This window comes from Sulfurospirillum barnesii SES-3 (genome assembly GCF_000265295.1).
Lineage (GTDB): Bacteria > Campylobacterota > Campylobacteria > Campylobacterales > Sulfurospirillaceae > Sulfurospirillum > Sulfurospirillum barnesii.
In genome coordinates, this window is record NC_018002.1 from 825,366 (window position 1) to 848,459 (window position 23,094).

Annotated in this window: 22 protein-coding genes; 9 read left to right on the top strand and 13 right to left on the bottom strand. The window is 40.0% G+C overall.

What is annotated here, in order from left to right; translation table 11 throughout:
• Positions 1-17: 17 nt before the first annotated feature.
• The 9 genes from SULBA_RS04220 to SULBA_RS04260 all read right to left on the bottom strand — a co-directional run bounded on the left by SULBA_RS04220 (position 18) and on the right by SULBA_RS04260 (position 7,931).
• A complete protein-coding gene (locus SULBA_RS04220) occupies positions 18-956 on the bottom strand; it encodes a M14 family metallopeptidase (RefSeq protein ID WP_014769030.1) in 939 nt (312 codons plus the stop codon).
• Complete coding sequence (locus tag SULBA_RS04225) at positions 953-1,900, bottom strand: M14 family metallopeptidase (protein WP_014769031.1); 948 nt, start codon at positions 1,898-1,900, stop codon at positions 953-955. Before SULBA_RS04225 ends, SULBA_RS04220 begins: the two co-directional genes overlap by 4 nt.
• Positions 1,897-2,685 carry a transglutaminase-like domain-containing protein gene (locus SULBA_RS12715; RefSeq protein ID WP_014769032.1) on the bottom strand — a complete coding sequence of 263 codons (789 nt, stop codon included), beginning with the start codon at positions 2,683-2,685 and terminating at the stop codon, positions 1,897-1,899. The genes SULBA_RS04225 and SULBA_RS12715 overlap by 4 nt, the downstream gene beginning before the upstream one ends.
• Complete coding sequence (locus SULBA_RS04235; protein ID WP_014769033.1) at positions 2,669-3,331, bottom strand: alpha-E domain-containing protein; 663 nt, start codon at positions 3,329-3,331, stop codon at positions 2,669-2,671. Before SULBA_RS04235 ends, SULBA_RS12715 begins: the two co-directional genes overlap by 17 nt.
• Positions 3,328-4,701 carry a circularly permuted type 2 ATP-grasp protein gene (locus tag SULBA_RS04240; protein ID WP_014769034.1) on the bottom strand — a complete coding sequence of 458 codons (1,374 nt, stop codon included), beginning with the start codon at positions 4,699-4,701 and terminating at the stop codon, positions 3,328-3,330. Before SULBA_RS04240 ends, SULBA_RS04235 begins: the two co-directional genes overlap by 4 nt.
• Before the next feature lie 165 nt (positions 4,702-4,866).
• Complete coding sequence (locus SULBA_RS04245) at positions 4,867-5,166, bottom strand: PAAR domain-containing protein (RefSeq protein ID WP_014769035.1); 300 nt, start codon at positions 5,164-5,166, stop codon at positions 4,867-4,869.
• Positions 5,167-5,175: 9 nt separating this feature from the next.
• Positions 5,176-5,445, bottom strand: coding sequence for a hypothetical protein (locus SULBA_RS04250; protein ID WP_041671806.1), 270 nt, complete (start codon positions 5,443-5,445; stop codon positions 5,176-5,178).
• 100 nt (positions 5,446-5,545) lie between these two features.
• Positions 5,546-7,567 (bottom strand): heavy metal translocating P-type ATPase, encoded by a 2,022-nt coding sequence (locus SULBA_RS04255; protein ID WP_014769036.1) that lies wholly within the window; start codon positions 7,565-7,567, stop codon positions 5,546-5,548.
• Positions 7,554-7,931, bottom strand: coding sequence for an ArsR/SmtB family transcription factor (locus SULBA_RS04260; RefSeq protein ID WP_014769037.1), 378 nt, complete (start codon positions 7,929-7,931; stop codon positions 7,554-7,556). Before SULBA_RS04260 ends, SULBA_RS04255 begins: the two co-directional genes overlap by 14 nt.
• Before the next feature lie 453 nt (positions 7,932-8,384).
• On the opposite strand from SULBA_RS04260, the gene SULBA_RS04265 reads away from it, so the two are divergent.
• From SULBA_RS04265 to SULBA_RS04290, 5 genes are all read left to right on the top strand, one after another.
• Positions 8,385-9,128, top strand: a complete 744-nt coding sequence (locus SULBA_RS04265) for a TorD/DmsD family molecular chaperone (RefSeq protein ID WP_014769038.1) — start codon at positions 8,385-8,387, stop codon at positions 9,126-9,128.
• An 88-nt stretch (positions 9,129-9,216) separates the two neighbouring features.
• Positions 9,217-9,414: a twin-arginine translocation signal domain-containing protein gene (locus tag SULBA_RS04270; protein WP_014769039.1), complete on the top strand. Its 198-nt coding sequence runs from the start codon at positions 9,217-9,219 to the stop codon at positions 9,412-9,414.
• A gap of 17 nt (positions 9,415-9,431) precedes the next feature.
• Entirely contained in the window at positions 9,432-12,290 is a 2,859-nt protein-coding gene (locus tag SULBA_RS04280) for a formate dehydrogenase subunit alpha (RefSeq protein WP_245391440.1), read from the top strand.
• Positions 12,291-12,297: 7 nt separating this feature from the next.
• On the top strand, positions 12,298-12,900 hold the full coding sequence (fdh3B, locus tag SULBA_RS04285; protein WP_172634069.1) for a formate dehydrogenase FDH3 subunit beta: 603 nt from the start codon (positions 12,298-12,300) through the stop codon (positions 12,898-12,900).
• Between the two features lie 11 nt (positions 12,901-12,911).
• Positions 12,912-13,811: a formate dehydrogenase subunit gamma gene (locus tag SULBA_RS04290; protein WP_014769043.1), complete on the top strand. Its 900-nt coding sequence runs from the start codon at positions 12,912-12,914 to the stop codon at positions 13,809-13,811.
• 97 nt (positions 13,812-13,908) lie between these two features.
• On the opposite strand, the gene SULBA_RS04295 is transcribed toward SULBA_RS04290, so the two are convergent.
• Positions 13,909-15,675 (bottom strand): methyl-accepting chemotaxis protein, encoded by a 1,767-nt coding sequence (locus tag SULBA_RS04295; protein WP_014769044.1) that lies wholly within the window; start codon positions 15,673-15,675, stop codon positions 13,909-13,911.
• A gap of 140 nt (positions 15,676-15,815) precedes the next feature.
• Between SULBA_RS04295 and SULBA_RS04300 the strand changes: the two genes are divergently transcribed.
• Both SULBA_RS04300 and thiE read left to right on the top strand, forming a co-directional pair.
• Complete coding sequence (locus SULBA_RS04300) at positions 15,816-17,699, top strand: methyl-accepting chemotaxis protein (RefSeq protein ID WP_014769045.1); 1,884 nt, start codon at positions 15,816-15,818, stop codon at positions 17,697-17,699.
• Between the two features lie 93 nt (positions 17,700-17,792).
• Positions 17,793-18,422, top strand: a complete 630-nt coding sequence (thiE, locus tag SULBA_RS04305) for a thiamine phosphate synthase (RefSeq protein WP_014769046.1) — start codon at positions 17,793-17,795, stop codon at positions 18,420-18,422.
• Here the strand turns inward: thiE and SULBA_RS04310 are convergent.
• Positions 18,414-18,791, bottom strand: coding sequence for a bactofilin family protein (locus SULBA_RS04310; protein ID WP_014769047.1), 378 nt, complete (start codon positions 18,789-18,791; stop codon positions 18,414-18,416). The two genes, thiE and SULBA_RS04310, sit on opposite strands and share 9 nt — an antisense overlap.
• A gap of 57 nt (positions 18,792-18,848) precedes the next feature.
• Positions 18,849-20,315 (bottom strand): carbon starvation CstA family protein, encoded by a 1,467-nt coding sequence (locus SULBA_RS04315; protein ID WP_014769048.1) that lies wholly within the window; start codon positions 20,313-20,315, stop codon positions 18,849-18,851.
• Between the two features lie 164 nt (positions 20,316-20,479).
• On the opposite strand from SULBA_RS04315, the gene SULBA_RS04320 reads away from it, so the two are divergent.
• Entirely contained in the window at positions 20,480-21,157 is a 678-nt protein-coding gene (locus tag SULBA_RS04320; protein ID WP_014769049.1) for a response regulator transcription factor, read from the top strand.
• Here the strand turns inward: SULBA_RS04320 and SULBA_RS04325 are convergent.
• Positions 21,143-21,979: a sensor histidine kinase gene (locus tag SULBA_RS04325; protein WP_014769050.1), complete on the bottom strand. Its 837-nt coding sequence runs from the start codon at positions 21,977-21,979 to the stop codon at positions 21,143-21,145. The genes SULBA_RS04320 and SULBA_RS04325 overlap by 15 nt on opposite strands.
• A gap of 89 nt (positions 21,980-22,068) precedes the next feature.
• Between SULBA_RS04325 and SULBA_RS04330 the strand changes: the two genes are divergently transcribed.
• Entirely contained in the window at positions 22,069-23,052 is a 984-nt protein-coding gene (locus tag SULBA_RS04330; RefSeq protein ID WP_014769051.1) for an acyltransferase family protein, read from the top strand.
• Positions 23,053-23,094: the final 42 nt, after the last annotated feature.

Below are 23,094 nucleotides of genomic sequence, written 5' to 3' on the forward strand. Positions count from 1 at the left end.
ACATGTAAACTTTTTGTTTAGGAATTTAGACTAATAATACGAAATGCCACCGCATTTTGGAAAATGAGCGGATAATCGTATTTGCATGAAATAACTCCCTCCGATGGCGCAAGAATGGTTTGCAATAAAGAGCCATCCAACGAATGATAAACCCGAGCAATGGGTTGTCCATGTATGACATAATCACCAATAGAGGCTAAGGCATCAAAAAGCCCTGCTGCAGTGCTTTTAATGACGTGAATGTTCTTATTGGTAATAATATTGCCTGTTGCACCCTCAAATGTTTTATAGTTGATTAACCCTTTTTGACTTAAAAAACGAATCAGCGCATCAAAGACTTTAGCAGATTCTAACTTGCGAAGGGTACCTTTTTTACCTGAAACAATGGAAAAAGCTTGCGTATTCCAAATCTGCCAATTGTAGGGTAATGAGACCGTATCACTAGGGGTTGGCTCTTTATGATAAATAAATTCAAGCCCAAAAGCACGTGCCATTTCCACCTTTTCATAACCTGTTGTGAGCACTTTAACATAGGGAATACACTCGCTTCTGTCTTTACGGGCTTCTAGGAGTATGGCTGTATCAAAATGGTTGATTTTCTCAAAGAGTTTTGCGGCAATTCTTTGTGTGGTTTCGCCTTTATCATAACCAGGAAACATCGTGTCAATATCGGTATTATCAAGTGTCCAAAATGATTTTCCCATATTAAAAGAATAGGGATTTACCGCAGGAACAATGAGAATTTCTCCTTGAATAAAAGCAGGGTTTTCAAGCTCTTTTTGACGTAAAAAACGCACCATGCGTGAAGCAACCCACAGTTGATCAATGGCCGTGCCACTTAAGGGACCTACGATGACACACGAAGGTTTTGCATGGGGTGTGCCAAAGCGAAAGCCTTTAATACGCAAAGGCTCACGGCTTAGGGAGGTTAGTTCACATAAAACCTCTTCTCTCATGCATTCTCCTCAAAATGATTTTCTAAAATACGTGCTAATAAGGAGCCCTCATACACCACAGGATACTCCCGAATCGTAAATAACAATCCATCGCACGGGCTTAATAAACGCTCTTTCACCACACCCTCCAAAGGGTCGATAATTTCACCCAATATTTCACCTTTTTTTACCAGCACATTATGCTCTAAGGTAGGAATAAAAATCCCTGCTTCTGAGGCATTAATAAAATGAACATGTGAATGATGATTGGAGATAGACGCTTGTATGGGATGCTCAGGTAGATCAATAATGTCAGCATGTGCCATTAGATTTAAAATGCCATGGCTAAGGTTTTCCCCATACGTTTTACTAATACGCATACCAACGCCCATCTCCACCACAAGGGTTTTTGTCCCTAAGGTGTTGAGGGTATGTGAAAAGGTTGATTCTAAAACGGTGACTGCATCGTGTACCCAAATAAACTCAATGCCCAACTTTTCTGCTAAGGGGACGAGGGTATCCGCATTGGAACGACTGATGCGTACTTGTGGAAGCTCTTTTAAAAAAATATTGCTGGCATGAATATCAATAGCAAAGTCACTTCCTTTGACACTTTGGGTAATGGCATTGGCAACTTGTGCAGGTAAAAAATCTGCTGTATGCCCTGGAAATGTACGGTTGAGGTCAACATCATAAAAAGGAAAATTGCGGCTAATGCTATCAATTCCCATTGGATTCATTGAGGGATAAATATCGATAATGCCCTTGATTTTATCTGGATTTTCTCTTAGCCACTTTGTGAGCAAATAACACACATACTGACCCTCAAGCTCATCGCCGTGTGTTCCTGTAATAATAGAAATACGTTTGGTTGAGGTGTTAATATCATGAGGATGAAAACGGTTACGTCTTAGTTTTAAGCTCTCATCCACAGGAAGTTTAACGCTAAAAAACTCTTCTATCATTGCTCATCCCTTCCAACGCTGACATTTACATGTAAAGATTGTTGGCTTTTCCCTATAAAGACACCACGGTTTAAACGGCAGTCCATAAAGTCTCTGCCGTGCGCAATTTTGATGTAAGATTGGTGCTCAAGCATAATGCCATGTGTGGGATCAAACCCTCTCCAATACCCATCAATAAACGCTTCAACCCACGCATGACTCTCTCCCTCTCCATCAATAAATCCCGCCACATACCGTGCAGGAATCCCCTTAAGGCGTAAGAGCGTTATTAACAAATGGCTAAAGTCTTGGCATACCCCTTTATGACGCAAAAGAAGCGCATTGGCATCACAAGAGGTCGTTGAAATACCTGCTTCATACTCAAAGTTCTGAAAAATGGTTTGATTGAGCATTTTAGCCAGACTGAGTGCGGAGAGCGGAAGCATGAGGGCATCCAAATACTCACGAGAAAAGCTTGAAAAGGGTGTGAGTGTTGTGGGGTGAAGGTACAAAGATGCGTTATCATTGTCGGTGTATTGGTAACTTCCATGAAACGCAACACTGCCACTGAGTTTTGCTTCAAACTGGCGATGCGATTTTTCAATGGTACCAAAGAGCACATCATTGCCAAAGCCATCTTTGGTGCGATAAAAAGGCACTTCATTCTCATTAATCAATAATTTCCACTGCAAAAGTGTTTGCATGGCATTGTTTAAAGGAAGCATACGCAAACAAAAGGCGTGTTTGCGTATGGCTTCTTTGAAGTGAAGGGAAAATGCATAAGAAAAATTAACTCTCTGTGACATAAGCTAGTGTTCCATAAACTGAATTTATTTTGTGTAATAGTTTTTGTTTTTGACTGGACGATAGCCCTATGGGTTTGGAATTTGGACGAATTTTATGCGCAATGCTATTGAGCTTTTCAAGGTCTAAAACCGCTGCTTCCATACTATCGTAAATACGAATATTAAGATCCATTCGCTCAATGACTTTACCCAATTGAATTAAGGGTACCTCTTTGGATTCGACTAAAGAGAGTTCCAAATTTCCCCAAATGGCATCCAATTCTTGCAAGGTGCTTTCTAACCAATAGAGTGAAACCGTACGTTCCTCTTTGGCTTTTTGGTAAGCAAGATAGAGTGCGTTAATACGGCTAAACATACGGTGCGAGAGGTTAGGGCGTGTCAAAATGGCATTCTCCCGTGCTGCGCTAATAACGGACAAAAGACTTGCGTATTCCACATCAAAAACACTTTGGCGTAAAAATGCTTGTGAGGAGTCATAGGTTAGGGTGATGCCTAAATTTGAATACACCTTTTTTGCATCATCAAAATCTTCATCTAAAATTTTGTCAAATAAGCTTATCACAAGACGTGTCATGCTCTCTGCTCGTTGAATGTAACGCCCCATCCAATAAAGATACTCCGCTCTTTGTGGGGATATTAGAATCATCTGCTCTCCTTTAAGACCCATGTGTCTTTAAAACCACCACCTTGTGAAGAATTGACAATGTAGCTTGAAGGATCCATCGCAAAACGGGTCAGCCCTCCTGGCCAAACAAAAATCTCTTCACCGTAAATGGAAAACATACGTAAATCTGCTTTGCGAGGTGAAAACGCCCCTGTATCGTCCAAACACTCAATGTCATAAAACTCAATAATCTCTTGAGCAATAAAACGCCTAGGCTCTGCACAAATTGCATCTTTAAGTTTTTCTCGCTCAGGTTTACTCAATAATGAACCAAAAAGAACGCCATAGCCTCCTGCTTCTGCAACATCTTTAATGACAAGGTTACGCATATTTTGTAAGATGTACTGGCGGTCTTTCTCAAAAAACGCCAAATAGGTTGGGGCATTTTGTAAAATGGGCTCTTCTTTGAGGTAGTAGCGAATCATCTCAGGAACAAAGTAGTAAATACCCTTATCATCAGCAATGCCATTTCCAATGCTGTTCATGAGTGCTACATTGCCCATACGGTAGATTTGTGTAATGTTAGGAACGCCAATTAACGAATCAGGATTAAACTCAATAGGATCAAGTGCTTCATCGTCCAATCTTCGATAAAGCGCTCCCACACGGGCTTTTTTACCACTGTAAGTCTTGAGGTAGAGTTTATCTTTTTCCACCACCAAATCTTCCCCATTCGCCAGAACCGCTCCGCTCTCTTTGGCAAGATACGAATGTTCATAAAAGGCCGAGTTATAGCGACCTGGGGTTAAAATGACGTTAATGCCTCCTGTGTTGACATAACTCATTGCCTTTTCAAGCATTTTAGGATAATTGTGCACACTGCGAATAGGAAGTTTTTCAAAAAATTCAGGAAAGACTTTACGGGTAAGCATACGCAAAGAGAGCGGATAACTCACCCCACTAGGCACTCGTAAATTATCCTCAAGCACCACCCAGCCATCACCCACGCTGTTTTTAACCAAATCAATACCGCTGATGTGTACACGAATATTTTTCGAAACAGGTGTGTTGGCAAAAGCGGGCAAATAAGCCTTAGAGGAGAAGACAAATTCGCTAGGAATCACACCATTTTTCAAAATCTTTTGTGCTCCGTAAATATCTTCGAGAAAAAGATTGAGAGCACAAATACGCTGTTGAATCCCTTTTTCAAGATAGGAAAACTCTTCAGGCGATACAATCCGAGGAATAATGTCAAAAGGAAACTTACGCTCAATAAAGGCGTTGTTTTTGAATAAATTGAAGTTAATCGCCTCCGTGTTCATGTAGGAGAGAAGCTCTTGAACCCGTTGGGGATCAATGGTGTTTAATATGCCTTTAAAAGCATCGTAGAGGGGACTGTGAGACTCGACCATGGCTGTGTACCTTTGCCCTTTTACTCAAATGTAATGAAAGCAGTTTAGCACAAAATTAAGCAGACAAAGAGAGCCTATAGACATTTTATTGCCTATTTTTTAATCAGCGTTACATGTAAAGCATTTAAGGCATTTAATGCTTTACATGTAACTAAAAAAAGGTGGCTACCCTCCAATGAGAACCGTTGGGTATCCTAGGGCAATTACCCCACCATGTTCGGTTACATCCCCCATGCGTGCTGCGGGTTTGCCTCCAATAAAAACAGTAGACGAACCTTGAATAATTCTATCAGGAGGTCCTACGCAAACACACTGGTCACCTACCACTGCAGCAGGCAGTTTGCCAATGAGTACCGTAGCCACACCAGGTCCAATGATAGGACCTCCGACGTGAGGTACGGGCGGAATGGCGGGTGTGACCATTGGGCAGGTGTGAAAATCCGTTATGCGTGCAGCAAGTGGCATACATGCTCCTTAATTAAGCGTGATCATCGCACCATTAAGGCGCATGAGACCTGAGGTTTTAAGGGAAAGTTCTGCAATGGCGTGAATCTCAATGCTGTCTCCTTCCAAGCAAATCCCTTTATCGTTTAACGTAAGTTTGGTGTGTGGAGAGTGCTCTAGGGTAATGCTTCCTGTGGCATCATTTAGCGCAATGCTTAAGCCTTTTGGTGTCGTAATGACCAGTGTTTGTGTCTCAGTGTCGTAACGCATCTGTAAGGTTTCATCGGTTTGTACATTCATACGCATCCTTTGTAAAAGAGTTTGTATAGTGTACTCTAAAATGAATTTTGTTTTTACATGTAAGGAAAAAACGCTCTTCAAGTTAAGAGCGTTTCAAGCATTATTTGTGGGTGAGAACCCGTGTAGCATTTAAAACAGCAATCAAAGCAACACCCACATCCCCAAAAACCGCTTCCCACATGGTAGCAACACCAAAGGCACCCATAATGAGGATTGCACCTTTAACCCCAAGTGCAAAGATGATATTTTGCCAAACAATGGCATGGGTTTTTTTGGCAATTTTAAGAGCCGTAGCCACTTTGGTGATTTCATCGGTCATAATGACCACATCAGCCGCTTCAATGGCGGCATCTGAGCCAACGCCTCCCATGGCAATGCCAATGTCTGCACGTGCTAAAACAGGGGCATCGTTAATGCCATCACCCACAAAAACGGTTTTGCCTTTGCCTGTTTTTCTCGCCATAATCTCTTCGAGTTTTTCAACTTTTTGATGCGGTAAGAGTTCCGCTTCTACGTGTGCGATACCCAGTGTGTTTGCCACAGCATGTGCCGTTTCTTTGGTATCTCCTGTGAGCATAATAATTTCTTTAATGCCAAGGGCATGAAGCGCTAAAATCGCCTCTTTACTCTCCTCTTTGGGCGCATCCTCAATAAGTAGATACCCTATGAACTGATCTTCTAAGGCAACATAAACCACACTGTTGTGCGATGTGTTTGCCTGCTCATGGGCAATACCTTGTTCTTTTAAAAGTTTATCATTTCCGACCAAGACGTTTTTACCCTCAATCACAGCTCTCACCCCATAGCCTGCGAGCTCTTCGTAGGTGTTGATGAGAGCATTAAGCGGTTGATTGTACGCACGTTTAATGGAAAGTGCGATGGGATGGTTAGAGTGCATCTCCGCAAGGGCTGCAAGTCGAAGCACCTCTTCTTCACGATGCCCTGCATACGCTTTAATCTGTGTGACACTAAAAATACCTTTGGTGAGCGTTCCTGTTTTATCAAAGACTACAGTATCAACCCCGTTGAGTGCTTCAAGAAAGTTTCCACCTTTGACCAAAATACCATTGCGTGATGCACCCCCAATGCCTCCAAAAAAGCTTAAAGGAATAGAAACCACTAATGCGCAAGGGCATGAGACAACCAAAAAGACCAAAGAGCGTCTAAACCACTCGCTAAACACAGCCCCTTCAATCAGAAGCGGTGGGACAAAAGCAAGCAATGCGGCTGAAATTACAACAAAGGGGGTGTAGTATTTCGCAAAATGGGTGATGAATTGCTCTGTTTTAGCCTTTTTACTGCTAGCATTTTGTACCAAATCAAGAATTTTGGAAACCGTAGAATCTGCAAAAAGTTTGGTCGTCTCAACTCTTAAAAGACCTGTTTTATTGATACTTCCTGAGAGCACTTCATCGTTTTTGCTCACCTCTTTGGGAAGAGACTCTCCTGTAAGGGCTGAGGTGTCGAGTGTAGAAAACCCCTCTATAATGATCCCATCCAAAGGAATTTTTTCCCCTGGTTTAATCAAAATACGACTTCCCAATGTGACCTCATTAGGCTCAACTCTTTTCTCCCCATCTTCGGTATAAAGGGTGGCAAAATCAGGGCGAATATCCATCAGTTTGGTAATGGATTTGCGTGAGCGGGCTACTGCCAAATCTTGAAAAAACTCACCAATACGGAAGAAAAGCATAACCGAAACACCCTCAGGATACTCGCCGATACTAAAAGCACCCACCGTGGCGAGTCCCATTAAAAAGTTTTCATCAAAGAGTTTTCCTCTAAAAAGATTCCGAAGTGCGGCGTAGAGAATTTCACCTCCGACTAAAAGAAAACTAGCGATGTAAGTTGCCAGCATCCATGGGTGACTCTCATCCATAAAAAGGGCAAAAACAAATAAAACAGCCCCCACACAAAAGGCATAAAATTGTGATGAGCTTAGCATCTCTTTAAGGCTTTCATCGGTGTGTTCATGGTGGTGATGATGCTCATGCTCGTGAGCACCGTGGTCATGGTGATGCTCGTGGGCATCGTGCTGATGTACCGCAACAATAGGTTGGCATCTTGAACAACAACTCTCCTGTGTTGTGGCACAACTTTGGGGTTCTTTAGAAAACTGCATGGTCAAATCCTCGTGGTTCTAATATATGTTCTAGTCCTTGATTAAAAATACTTTTAATGTGGTCATCATCGAGAGAGTAAAAAACAACTTTTCCCTCTTTGCGGTGTTTGACAAGCCGTGCTTGACGAAGCACACGCAATTGATGCGAAATGGCAGATTGACTCATGCCTAAAAGCTCGGCAATATCGCACACGCAGAGTTCTGCTTCAAAAAGAGCGGAGATAATTTTAACCCGTGTGGTATCACCAAAGACCTTAAAAAGTTCCGCCAAATCGTACAGTTTCTCTTCTTGAGGCATTTTTTTCTTCACAATTTCAATGAGGTTTTCATGCAAAATGTCACAACTGCAAAATTCATCACCCATAACAGCTCCCTTATTTAGATAAGTGTTCATATGAACAATTGCTCATATATTAGAGTAACTCAAATTAGAGAATGCTTAAGTGAGAACCATATTCAAAAATGATTACATGTAAAGAATTTTTTCTTAATCGGACGTGATTTTAACTATTATTAGGTATACTTCGCCATCTGCTTTTATCCTCTGAGCAATATGCTTAATTTGCATATTTAAGCTATATTTAAGTTTTTTTATTACTTTATAAACACATTTTTTACCTAAGCTTACCTATGGTACATTTTCCTAAATCGGTAAAAGTTTGTTTACTGAACGAGAGAAAGAAGCATAAAAAAAGGGGCAATACTTTCACGCTAAAGTCGTGCTTATCCCTTGTTTTCAAGCTTTTTGTCTTTCAGAAGGTAAATAGGACTCTTTTGGTCTACTTTTATTGACTTTAGGAAATTAAGGAATAAATCAATGATAAATAAAGAATCGGTTAATAAAGCCCGTTCACTCTACTATGGTTTTTTGAGTAAGATGTTTGTCTTCACCACCAGTCCAGAGCGTTACAAGGGGTTAGAAGAAGCCTTAAGCATCATGGCTCAAAATCCTATTGATGAGAATTCAGGCGAAGCACTGAAGGAGATTCAACTTTTTTTAGCCCAAGGTGGCGAAGAGGCATTTACTCAAGAATACGATGATCTTTTTCACAATCCTTCTTATAAAGTGGTGCGCAATACGGCTTCGTATTATGATGAGGGTGTTGAAAGTGGTAAGAAGCAATTAGAGGTTAAAAACTTTTTAGCCAAAACAAAAATCAGACGTGATGAGAAACATTTTAAAGAAAATGAAGACAGTGTGGGATTTATTTTTACGTTTATGCATGAATTAATTGAATTAATTATGCACGATCAAAAAGAGTACGAGACGCTTCAGCATTGTCTTTTTACAGAGGTTGTCAACCCGTTCATTGATGAGTTTATTGTAAAAGTGTATGAGCATCCTATGGCAAAAATGTATCAGTCTGTTGCCATTGTTCTTAATGCTTTTATTGCATTTGAGCGTATGTATTTTGAAGTAGCAAAACCACCTTTAAAAGAGGTTGAACGCACTCAAAAACCACAACCTTTAGAGATACTCTCAGGGGCAGAAGCCAGACGTAGGGCTGAAAACAAAGCTAAAAAAGAGGCAGATAAAGCCAAAAAAGCAGTAGAAGTCTAAGGCAATCCAAAGAGATTGCCCGAAAAAAAATTCTTTTTTGGGGCAATCTCTTAAGTTTTAAGGGATTAATTTATACAAGGAGCATTGTATGAATGAAAGCAGACGTGGCTTTGTTAAAAAAGCTGCTCTTGCAGGTGCTGTAACTGCCGTTGGCGTTGCAAGCTTGCAAGCGAGTTCATCCGTTACAAAGGGATCCAATGGCGTTGTTGTAGGCAAATCGAAAAAGAAAGAGATTACCTACACAAAAACACAAGCATGGGAAGATTATTACAAATCTGCTCTATAAACTAGGAGGCACACATCATGCAAAATGATACCATCCGTGCTCTAAGCACGACTGTGGGTCGTCGTTCTTTCCTTAAAATGGCAGCGGTTGCTAGCGTATTTGGCGCAACTTCTGGTTTTTCAAGTGAAAAAGTAACGAGAGCCGCAACAGAGGAAGAGGTGAAAAACCCATTTCCTGGAAGCAAAAAAGTTAAAACTATCTGTACGTCATGTTCTGTGGGATGTGGTGTAATTGCAGAAGTTCAAAACGGTGTATGGGTTCGTCAAGAAGTTGCTCAAGACCACCCAATCAGCCTTGGTGGACACTGCTGTAAGGGTGCTGATATGATCGATATGGTCAGATCAGAAGTACGCCTTAAATACCCAATGGTCAAAGAGAACGGTCAATGGAAACGTCTTTCATGGGACGATGCGCTTAACCGCATTGCAACCAAACTAGCAGACCTTAAGAAAAAAGATGGCGCAGACGCTGTTCAATTTTTAGGTTCAGCGAAAATGAGTAATGAGCAAGCCTACTACTTTAGAAAATTTGCAGCTTTTTTTGGTACTAATAACACAGACCATCAAGCAAGAATCTGACACTCTTCCACAGTCGCTGGTGTAGCGAATACATTTGGATACGGTGCTATGACGAATTCTCTTGGAGATATTCAAAAGTCTAAAGCAATTATTATTTTTGGCGCAAATCCTGCCGTAAACCACCCTGTTGGTTTTCAACACTTTTTAAAAGCAAAAGAGAGAAATAACTCTCAACTTATTGTTATTGATCCACGTTTTACTAAAACAGCAGCAAAAGCAGATATTTTTGCACAAATTCGCCCAGGAACTGATATTCCGTTTATGTATGGTATGCTCAATATTATTTTCCAAAATGGTTGGGATGACAAAGAGTATATTGATGCACGTGTTTTTGGAATGGATAAAATTCGTGAAGAGGCAAAAAAATGGACACCAGAAGTGGTTGCCGATGTCACAGGCGTTCCTGCTGAAAAATTGATTCAAATTACAACCTTATATTCAAAAAATCGCCCAGGAACTCTTATTTGGGCTATGGGTCTAACCCAACATAGCATTGGAACCAGTAATACTCGTATGGCACCAATTCTTCAACTTGCTCTTGGTAATATGGGAAAAGCAGGTGGAGGTACCAACATTCTTCGTGGACACGACAATGTTCAAGGTGCAACCGATATGGGATGTTTGGCAGACTCACTTCCAGGCTACTATGGTCTAGCAGCAGGCTCTTGGAAATACTTCGCTAAACAGTGGGGTGTAGAGTATGATTACCTCGTTTCTCAGTTTAAAGATGCTTCATGGATGGAAAAAAATGGCTTTTCACTGGCACGTTGGTGGGCTGGTGTTCAAAATGTTAAGTCTGATGAAAAAATTGAAAATGCAGGTACCCCTTTAAAAGCCCTTGTTGTTATGGGTAATGGTATTACCTCTGTGGCGCAACAGGCCAAAATCAAAGAAGGTCTTGATAATTTAGATCTCCTTGTTTTAGCCGATCCATTTGTCAACGAAGCGGCTATCTTAACCGATAAAAAAGACAACGTCTTCATTCTTCCAGCAGCAACGCAGTTTGAGACCAGTGGTTTGGTTGTTGCAACCAATAGAAGTGCGCAATGGCGTTATAAAGTCGTCGAGCCTCTTTATGAGAGCAAAGCCGATCAAGACATTATGTTTGAGCTTGCAAAGCGTCTAGGTTTTTATGAGCAATATACCAAGGGTATGTTGATGCAAGAGACCAAAGATGGCAAATTAGAGATGATTCCAAATAAAAAAGAGTTTGTATGGCCAGAAGATGCGACCAATGAAATTGCACGTATCATCAAAACCATCGGTTTAACGGGATGGACAGCGGAGAGAGTTAAAAAACATACCGACAACTGGCATATGTTTGATGAAGTTACAGGTGCGGGTATGGGACCAATGAAAGGTGAATACTACGGACTTCCATGGCCTTGTTGGACGAAAACACACGGCGGTTCTCCAAACCTTTACGATACCAGCATTACTGTTGCTGAGGGTGGTATGGGCTTTAGAAATAACTTTGGTTTAGAAAAAGATGGTGTCAACCTTTTAGCTGAAAAGGGCTCTTTCCCTAAAGGCTCAAAAATTGAGACAGGGTATCCTGAGATCACCAAAGAGAACATCGAAAAAGTGCTTGGCATTACGCTTACTGAAGCAGAAAAAGCGGCATGTGGTGCAAACTGGAAAGTTGATAACAGCGGTATTTTGGTTCAAAAGTGCCTCGAAGCGGGTGTTTGTCCGTATGGAAATGCAAAAGCAAGAGCAATTGTTTGGAACTTCCCAGATCATATCCCAATGCACAGAGAGCCATTGCACTCACCACGAACCGATTTGGCACAAAAATACCCAGCATATCCAGATAAAGCAAATCACTTCCGTGTTATGACGAAGTATATCTCTGTTCAAAGTGCGCAAGATTATGCCAAAGATTTCCCAATCAACATGGTCACAGGACGACTTGTGACGATGAACGGTGCGGGTATCGAAAACCGTGCTTCTAAGTACATTGCAGCTTTAACCCCTGAGATGTTCTGTGACATTCACCCTGATTTAGCGCTAAAACATGGCATTCGAAACGGTGGAATGATGTGGGTACATTCACCTGAGGGTACAAAAATTAAAGTGAAAGCAAAATACTCATATACAGTGTTACCTGATATGGTCTTTATGCCGTTTCACTTTGCAGGATATTTCCAAGGAACAGACAGAACGGGTAATTTCCCAGCGGGAACAAAACCGTATGCAAGCGGAGAGAGTGTCAATACCGTTACCAACTATGGCTATGACATCATTACTCAGATTCCTGAAACCAAAGGCGGCTTATGCCGCGTAGAAAAAGCGTAGGGGGTGGATGATGGAATACGCAAGAATGAAATTTTACTGCGATGAGAGCAGATGTATCGAGTGTGATGGCTGTAGCGTCGCATGTGCGGAAGCACATGAGCTACCCGTTGGTATCAGTAGACGAAAAGTTGTCACAATCAATGAAGGAATACCTGGTAAGGAAATGAGTACATCGATTGCATGTATGCACTGTACAGACGCTCCATGTGAGCAAGTATGCCCAGTGGATTGTTTTTATATCCGAGAAGATGGAATCGTTCTTCATGATAAAGAGACATGTATAGGCTGTGGATACTGCTTGTACGCATGTCCATTTGGTGCACCACAATTTCCTCGTGATGGCGCCTTTGGTGCTAAAGGGGCAATGGATAAATGTACCATGTGTGCAGGTGGTCCTTTAGAGACTAACTCTGAAAAAGAGCGACATCTCTATGGTCAAAATAGAATCGCAGAGGGCAAAGTACCTGTGTGTGCAGCCATGTGTTCCACCAAAGCCTTACTTGTAGGCGATGCCCAATCGGTTGCGAATGTCTTTAGAGCACGTGTCGCAACACGAGGTAAAGGGGCTAATGCACCTTATGGATGGGATAAGGCGTATAAAAACCAATGAAAGGATTCGCAATGAAAAAAGTCATTTATATGTTCATTGCGACTCTGGCTTTGGCATCCGTGGCAATGGCTACGGATAGCCAAATCTGGGGTGAGATGCGCATACAAAATATCCTAGGGTACGGACAAGAAGAGACCTTGAAATTAGGAGCACTCTTTACCTTGCTTCAAGGCAAATACTTTGCATGGATATTTCTAGCTGTCCTCATTGGTGTACCAAGTGTCTTCTTCTTACACTATAAACTGGTAGGCCCTAAAGTCTTCCCACACAGTGAGAAAAAACATTATGCCTTTAACCTGTTTCATCGAACCGTTCACCAAATTGCAGCAGTAAGCTTTTTGGTACTCGTTCCAACAGGCTTTATTATCGTTTTTGGTGATTTCTTTGGTGGAGGAACACTCGTTCGAATGGCAAAAAACCTTCATGGTATCTTTACCATTCCCTTTGCGATTGTGGTCATTCCTATGGCACTCATGTGGCTGAAAGAGGCACTCTTTAACCTTGAAGATGTCAAATGGTTTATGATTTTAGGAGGATACCTCTCTAAAGAGAAACAAGTGATTAATGCTACCCAATTTAACGCAGGTCAAAAGATGTGGTACTGGGTGGCAATACTTGGTGGCATTACCATGATTCTAAGTGGGGCAATGATGTTCTTCTTAGATTTTAAAATGGAGATGTTGCATAACCTCACAGGTCTTTCTCAAATAGACCTTCTAAGAGTTGCCGCTATTGTGCATAATGTGATGGGCTTTGCGGTTGTCGCCCTCTTTATTACCCATGTCTATATGTCTATGTTTGCCATTAAAGGGGCAGTGCATAGTATTATTACAGGGTATGTCGAAGAAGAAGAAGTTAAGTTTCTTCACAATGCGTGGTATAAAAAGCTTAAGGAAAAAGGTAAGTTTTAGTTCCTACTTTTACACGACTCTTGGGCAAAGCTCAAGAGTCTATCACTTCACTTCTCTCTAAGCCTTATAAAAGGCAAAGAGATGCTACCCTTAGCAATTAAGAATGCTTTACATGTAAAAATTTTGAGAGCAGGTTATTGAGGGTGTGTGAGATTTCAAAAAGCTCTTCAGAAACGTTTGCGACCATTTGACCTTTATCTTTGTTGGTGACACTAAGTTTTAGCGTGTCTTGCATTTGCGCAATAAGTGTATTAACATTGTGTGATACGGTGTGTGAAAGACTTAAGGCTTCATTGGCGGTGCCAAGAGAGTGCGTAATTTCTTTTTGTGTCTGAACAGCAATCTGCTCTAAGGAAGCCATACGCTTACCTGTATCAACCATAAGTACACTCATGTGGTTTAATCTTTGGGTGTTGTGCCCAACTCCCTCAATAATCTCTTTTGCAATCACATCAATATTTCCCAAACTTTCGTGGGTTCGCTCAGCCAGCTTTCGCACTTCATCCGCTACTACGGCAAAACCTCGTCCATGCTCTCCCGCACGTGCGGCTTCAATGGCAGCATTTAAAGCTAAAAGATTGGTTTGATCAGCTATTTCATCAATCAAATTAAAAACCGTTTGCATTTGTGCCACATGCTGTGTTAGTTTTTGCATTTCAGTATGAATGGCATGTTGTTCATTTTGGCTTTGTGTCACATCATCATGAAGGCTTGATAAATCACGCATAAAATGCTCCATCACCTGTATGTTTTGCTCCAAAGTCTCTTTGGTTTGCTCACTCACCCCTTCGGATTGGCTTAGGGTATGTTGAAGAGTTTGTATAGGTGTTGTCATATTTTCAATACTGCTTTCTTGTTCGTGAATCGTGCTAAGCAGTGTTTGCGATGTATGTTGCAAACTTTGTGCAGAAGTATGTGAATGGTTTGAAATATCACGAATATGAAGAATGGTTTGTTCTACATGTAAAAAAACCGTACCAATGACACGGGCAATACCATCTAATTCATCTTTATTGGCAGGGGGAATAATGATTTTATGGCGAAAATCAATGTAACGTGGGTCATGAATAAGTTTTTGAAAGTGTTCGCCCATGTTCAGGGTTTCCATAACAATCAAGCGGATGGCATATAGCAGAAACAAAAGGGTTGCTACAAAAAAGATAGAAGCAAGAGCGAGGTAAAAGGTTCCTTCTTCATTGGTTTGCTGAAGGTTTTCAAGCGCATGATGGCTCTTTTCAAGGGTGTGTGTATCTTGTTCAAGATGGGTGTTTAAGTAGCTTATATTCTCTTTTAATTCACGCATACTTGTGTGTGTTTTATCGTTTACTTTTAATGCTTCATCAATGATTTTACCTGTAATATCTTCAATAACCAGATTAATATCACGTACCACATCTTCGTTTGCCTCACTGCTTAGCCGTTGGGTCAAAATGGTAAATTGCATGGCATAAGGAGCAATAAAAGGATGTTTTCCTGCGCTACTATTTTGCCATGCCCCCAATTCTTGAATGATACGTTCCATTTTTCGTTGTTGGGAGGGTTTAAAATTGAGTGTTGTCAGTTCATCTCTTAGGGTTCTAAGTGTTGAGAGGTCATTGTAAAGGGTTGAAATGCCTTTGGCTTGAGTTTCCAGTGTGGAAAAAGCTTCGATGGTTTGAGCGTTGACGAGGGTGTTTTTTTTCAGGTTTTCATTGAGTATTTTGGATTGGTGAATTTGGGTATCAAAAAAGTTTTGATTGTGTCTGTAATGCAGCATATAAATCACTCCCATAATAAGGAATGCGATAAAAATAGTAAAAAATCCTAAGTAAAAACGGTGTTTGATGCTCAGTTGTTTTAAAAGAAGAGGAAGCGAAAAAGGCATAAAAGACTCCAGTGAGATAGTTAAACTATTTTAATGAAACTTTATTGCGAAGTGGTAACAAAATGCTCATCTGATGCAACACATTTATAACGTTATGTCGATATACTTAGGGTAAGAAATTATGAGGATAAGGAGTTAATATGTCTTTTAAGGCAAAGGTGATTATGACCATCTCGGTTTTAATGTTTTTAAGTTTGACTATTTTTAGTTTTATTAGTTACGTAGATACCAAGAAGAACAGTGTCATACAAGTAGAAGAGAGCCTTAAAATGGCAGCACGTGGATTAACCGATTATATTGATGCGTGGGTAGCTGGTAAAAAAAGTGGTGTTGAAAGTGCAGGGCGTTATTTAAGTGATGTTCATACCATGGAAAGAACAAGCGTGATTGCTATTTTACAAGAGACGACCAAATCATTGGGTGGTTTTGATACAACCATTGGGTTGGAAGATGGTGTTGCGTACACAGGTTCTGGAACGGCTATGCCAAAAGGGTATGATCCTCGGGTACGTGGATGGTACAAAACGCTTAAAAGCACTCAAAAGGTAGGTGTGACTGATGCGTATGTAGATGCTACGACCAATAAACTTATTGTTTCCATTATGGCTCCCATTATGAAAGAAGGAAAGTTTTTAGGGGGTGTCATTTTAGATATTGCATTGGATGTACTGATTAAGGCTACTGCTGATGTGAATTTTAATGGCGGTTATGGAACACTTTTTGATACACAAGGGGTTTTTATTGCCCATCCAAATAAAGAGTTCTTAGGCAAAGAGCTTAAGAGTGTAAATGCAGAACTTGCTCAAAAATTAGCAGGAAAAGATACAGGTTTAGTGGAATATACTAAAAATGGTAAGGTAAAAATTATTGCGTTTAAAGTCTCTAAAGAGACAGGCGGATGGGTTCCTGCCATTACGTTTGATGAAGAAGTCGCTTATGCCTTTTTAAATAAACAAATGAGTGAGCTTATCATTGTAGGTATCATCATGCTCATTCTCTCCATAGGGATTATGGTAATTTTGATTAAAACCTTGCTCAAACCCCTAGATAATCTTAACAGTGTGGTAGAAGAGCTTTCCAGTTCAGAGGGAGATTTAAGACAAAGACTCTCAGCTACAGCCAATGATGAGTTTGCACAAGTCTCTCGTAATATCAATAAGTTTATTGAAAAACTCCATGAGATTGTTAAAAAATCAAAAACCATCAGTAATGAAAATGCTTCTATCTCAGAAGAGCTCTCTCGTACGGCTTCAGAAGTGGTACGAAACGTGGATGCAGAATCTCGTATTGTAGAACATACCAAAGAAGAGGGCATTGCTTTGGTAAAAAGTATTGAAACCTCTGTGCTTAAAGCCAAAGCCTCTCAACAAGCACTCTCTGATACCCAAAAAGACATCTCTGATGTTAAAAGTAAAGTGGAACACCTAGAACATACCATGCAAGCGACTGCGCTTAAAGAGCAAAACTTAGCAGAGCGTCTTAATACAGTAAGCCACAATGCTAATGAAGTCAAAGATGTTTTAGGCATTATTCGAGATATTGCCGATCAGACCAATCTTCTAGCCCTAAATGCTGCCATTGAAGCCGCACGAGCAGGAGAGCATGGACGTGGTTTTGCGGTGGTAGCCGATGAAGTACGAAAACTAGCTGAGCGAACCCAAAAGAGCTTAGTGGAGATTGATGCGACCATTAATGTGGTGGTGCAATCTATTATGGATGCCAATACCGATATTACCACAAATGCACAAGAGGTGAATGCGCTAGCTTCTATCTCTATTGAACTGCAAGATGGTATGAACAGTGTGGCTGATATTATTCATAAAACCATTGATGATTCTCACCATACGGTCAATGACTTTATTGACACCGCTTCTAAGATTAAAACCATTGTCGATGAAATAGAAAAAATCAATGTGATTTCTAAAGAGAATGTGGGAAGCATTGATAATGTCTCACAAGCCTCTGAGCATTTACATGTCATGACCGAAAATCTCAACAATGAGCTCGGTAAATTTAAGTCTTAACGCACTCTTTACTTCGCTCAAGCATCTCTTTTGTGCTTGGGCGTTTTAAGCTTTGAGTCTGTACAATCTTTGCAAAAATAAAGCGAGAGGTTCATGCTAGACAAATCCCTTCTTAAAGGACTTTACGTCCTCACCGATGCTACGTTAACACCCGATGATACTCTTTTGGAACAAATGGAGCGTGTTTTAAAAAGCGGTGTTTGTATGATTCAATACCGCAATAAATATGCCAGCGATGAAGAGGCTTTAAAGCAGTGTATTAGGCTTCAAGCCCTGTGTGATTATTATGAAGCACTTTTTATTGTCAATGATAGGTTGGAAATTGCCCATGAAATCAATGCGGATGGTTTACATGTAGGCATGGATGATGTGAGTTATGAAGAAGCACGTGCGCTATTGGGACGTGATAAAATTATAGGTGTTTCGTGTTATGGTGATGTTCAAAGAGCGTTACATTACGAAGCGTTAGGTGCGGATTATGTTGCTTTTGGTTCTTTTTTTGCATCGCCTACAAAGCCCAACAGTACTGTTGTAGAACACAGCCTTTTAAAAGAGGCCAAAGCCCATTTAAAAATACCCATTTGCGCGATTGGTGGGATTAATCAAGAAAATATTGTCCATTTGCATGCCCATGATGTGGCAATGTACTCTGTGATTAGTGCGGTGTATAAAGAAGATGCAATTGAAGAGAACATCAAAGCATTGTATCAACGCTTAGAGTAGAACCGTTTCTGTATCAAAAGGCTCTATGGGTTTTCGCTGCTTTTGGGATGTTTTATCTTCGGTCATGCAAAGAGTACGTTGACCCTCAAAGCGAGCCTTTGTTTCCATGCTAAGCCATGTGCTTTTTACATTTCCTTTAAAAGAGCCATAGGTTTTAATGATAAGGTTTTCACAAAAAATATTCCCCTCGCAGATTCCTTGAACAATGACCTCTTTTGCGTGAATTTCTCCGAAGACATACCCTTTTGATTCAATCCAAACAGAGGTATCGCAAAAAATATCTCCTTTGATCTCTCCTTGAATCTTCAAGGGTTCTTTACTTCGAATGCTACCCTCAAATGAACTCTTAAAAGCAATAAAACTGGTCATGAAATATATTTACATGTAAAGAAGTGTGCTACGAGGATACCCTCGTAGCGTAAAGGTTTATACGGCATTGGCAAATTTACGTTTTTGTACAATGCCTAAGCGCACCAGATAAATCATAATCACCGTTGCAGTTACTAATCCACTGTTTATGGCAACATCATGACTTAAGCCAAAAGGAAACTCTTTCGCCGTTAGCAAATACCCAACTAAACTGGCTGTAATAAACGTGCCTGGAAGGGCAGTCATCCAAAAATTTCTTCCGTGTTTAATCAAATACGCTGTAGCTGTCCAAAGCGCAAAAGCGGAGAGCATTTGATTGGAGAAGGTGAAGTATTTCCAAATGGCAGCAAATCCAACTTGCGTAATGAAAAACGCAACAATGAAAATAGGCAAAGAAATCGTTAGACGATTGGTGATTTTTGCTTGAGAAATATTGAAACGATCTGCAATGGTTAAACGAATGGCACGAAATGCAGTATCCCCTGAAGTAATAGGAGCTACAATAACACCTAAGATAGCTAGTAAACCACCTAAGATACCAAGATAACCCACGGTAACTTCATTGACCACCAGACCTGGTCCACCCTTTGCAAGGACATCACTAAGTCCTGCAATGCCATTGGGGAAAAATGCCATGCCAACAGCTGCCCAAATCATAGCAATCACTGCTTCAGAAATCATAGCCCCATAAAAAACTTTACGACCAAGATTTTCATTTTTCAGGGTACGTGCCATAAGAGGGGATTGGGTTGCATGAAAACCACTGAGTGCGCCACAACTAATGGTAAAAAAGAGTGCTGGCCAAATAGGCGTGCCTTGTGGATGGCTATAATTTCCCATTTCTGTAATCTCAGGGATTGCAAGACCATGGTATATCATAGCTCCAGCGACACCAAAGGCCATAAACATTAAAACACCACCAAAGAAGGGGTAAATACGTCCAATAATTTTATCGACAGGAAAGATGGTTGAAACAAAGTAGTAGGCAAAAATTAAGACAATCCAAAATGTTTTATCGGCAAACATTGTGCCAGCAAAAACACCCTCACCTCCTGTTTGAAAGGTAAGGTTAGCTAAAAGTGCAGCAGGCCCTACAATGAAAACAACCCCTACAAATAAAAGAAGCACGACACTGACAAATAGCATGGCATAACGGCTACTTTCACCCAAATAATCACCTGCTAATTCTGCAATACTTTTACCTTTATTGCGAACAGACATCATACCTGACATATAATCATGCACGCCACCTGCAAAAATGGCACCTAAAACAATCCATAAAAAAGCAGCTGGTCCATACAAAGCACCCATAATCGGTCCAAAAATAGGTCCAAGTCCTGCAATGTTAAGAAACTGGATAAGATAAACTTTCCATGTTGCCATGGGAACAAAATCAACACCGTCTGCTTGCGTGATGGCAGGTGTGGGACGATGAGGGTCCATTCCAAATGTTTTCTCAACAAATTTACCATAAATAGCGTATCCTAAAAAAAGGATAACAAGGGAACAAAGAAAGGTAATCACACTGATCCTCCTAGCTAAAATATTGACTTACTTGCTTCATTATACGGTGCATTTATCACAGACAAATCCCACTCATTTTTTTTGAAATGAGATATAGATGAGATATATTAGCTTACATTAAAGTTAAAAGTGCGTATAATGCAAACCAAAAAAAGTGGACATTAATGATATACACTCTCAAAGAAAAGCACATTCTCTTCCTAGAAGACAACGAAGAATTCGCCCAAAATTTTATGGCACTTTTAGAGCTTTTTGTACATAAAATATTTCATTGCAATACCCTAGAAATCGCCTACAATACACTGCAAACACAAAAAATAGATATTATTATTTCTGATATTAAGGTGCACCATGAAAATGCTCTAAGCTTTATAGAGACCGTGCGCCATACCAATACAACCATACCTATAATTGTCTTAAGTGGGAACAAAAATGAAGAGTTCTTACTTCGAGCAATTCCCCTGAATTTAATGGCATATTTGCTCAAACCTGTCAAATACAAAGAGTTGATTGAGACCCTTAATCGCTGCTCTATAAGCCTAAGTGCGAGTAATCATCTTGTGTTAAAAAATGGGTATGCTTTTGATAAACACAATCGTATTTTATTTACCAATGAGGGTTATAAAATAGATTTAAATAAGAAAGAAACAGCGTTTGTTGAGCTTTTAATAGAGCATCAAAACCGTGTGGTAAGCAAAACGATGATGTATGAAACGCTTTGGAATTTTGATGATGTGAGTGAACAAGCTCTGCTAAATTTTGTAATGCGTTTTCGAAAAAAGGTAGGAAAGCAGTTTATTCAAACCGTCAATGAAGCAGGGTATCGCTTAGGTCTTTCGTAAAATGGTGACACACACGCCCTCTTTGGTGTTACAAATTAAGAGTTTTTGAGCGTATTTTTCTAGAATGGTTTGACACATAGAAAGCCCGAGTCCTTTTGTAAGAGCATTTTCTGCTATTTTTCCTCTAGCGTTGTCACAAAAAGTAATTTTTTCTTGAGATAACGTAATGATAATTTTACGTTTTTCTACACGTTCAGGGTGAAATGCTTGCAAAGCATTGTTAATAATATTAAGCCAAACTTGCATAAATTCATTTTTAATCCCATAAATTTCAACGTTCATATCCCCTTGTACCTCTATATGAACATTATCCGCAAGAATATGGGTCTCAATAATACTAAGGGTTTGGTAAATGGATTGGGAGACATTAAAGGTATCATACTGTGAAGAGGGTTTGTAAAACTCTAAAAAATTTTGCATGGTTTGAGACATAAAATCCAATGTATTTTCAACGCTTTTTAGTTTTTCATACCACAATGCTTTATCAATGGTTTGATTGTGCTCCAAATATGCCATCATCATGAGATTAATGCTGCTTAGGTTGGAAAGAGGTTCCCTCCATTGGTGTGAAATATTACCAATGAGTGTACCAAGTGCGGCTTGTTTGGCGTGTTGAAGAATAATTTTTTGATTTTCAAGATTCAGTTTTATGACACGTTCAACCTTGCGTCGTAACATAAAGTTCCACAGTGAAATTGTAATGATAAGAAAAAAAGTGATAGCTATTATTCCATAAAACCAAAGAGGATGAATGTGTTGAAATAATGAAATGACAAGTTGTTGATCCATTAAAGGCTCATACGTTTGCATACTTTCTAGCAAAAAACACTCCTAATAAAGGCAAAATTGTAGCATAATAAGCTTTTTTCGAGTAAGATAGTCTATTTACATTTTGATACAAGGCGATAACCGTGTTAGAAAAATTTGACATTTCTATTACCAATGCCAGTAAGGGCATGGCACTGATGCTCATTTTGTGGCATCATCTTTTTTATGAGAAACCTGAGAGTGGATGGCTTGTTTTTCAAACGGCTTTGTTGGCTAAGGTGTGTGTGGGTATTTACGTGGTGTTAAGTGGCTATGGTTTGGCAGAATCGATTAAAAAAAGAGGGATGGAGTTAGGCGTTTTTTATAAACGAAGGCTTCTTAAGCTCTATATGAATTATTGGCTCATTGCACTGTTGTTTGTTCCCTTTGGTGCATGGTTTATGGGTAGAACGTTATTGAGTGTGTACGGAGAACACTCTTTTGAGGGTTTTATGATTCAGATGTTAGGGTTTCATATGTTTACGTGGGTGAGTTATGGCTACAATGCGACATGGTGGTTTATGAGCCTCATTATTGTGCTTTACGCAATTTTCCCATTGGTCAATTTTTTAAGTGCTCGTTTTGGGTGGTGGTTTTTGGCTTTTTGTGCTGCACTTCTTTTTGTTCCTATCCCTTTGGTGAACGATTGGATTTTTCCTTTTGCTGTGGGGGTGTTTCTCTCTCAAAGAAACGGCCTTGTAATCCTATTTGAATGGTTTCAAAAAAGAGGCGTAGTGGGCTTTTTCATACTTTTAGTAGCTACCCTTTTCATGGCATGGTATAGGCAACATGGATGGCTTTTTGATAGCGTGCGTGCCGATACATTTTTTGGGATTTTACTGATTATCTGGACAACCAAATTTTCACTTTTCTTTTCATGGGGTAAAAAAGCGCTTGAGTTTATAGGGGTTCACTCCTTTAATATCTTTTTATTTCATACCTTTATTTACTACTACTATTTCCCTGATTTTATTTATGGCTTTTACAGCCCACTTCTTATTTTTCTCGTTCTTTTGGGAGTGTGTTTGTTGATTTCAATGGTGATTGAGCGGTTTAAACTTTTAATAGGTTTTGATAAATTGATTTAGAAAATATCCGATTTTATGTTCAAAGAGATTGACATAAAAGAG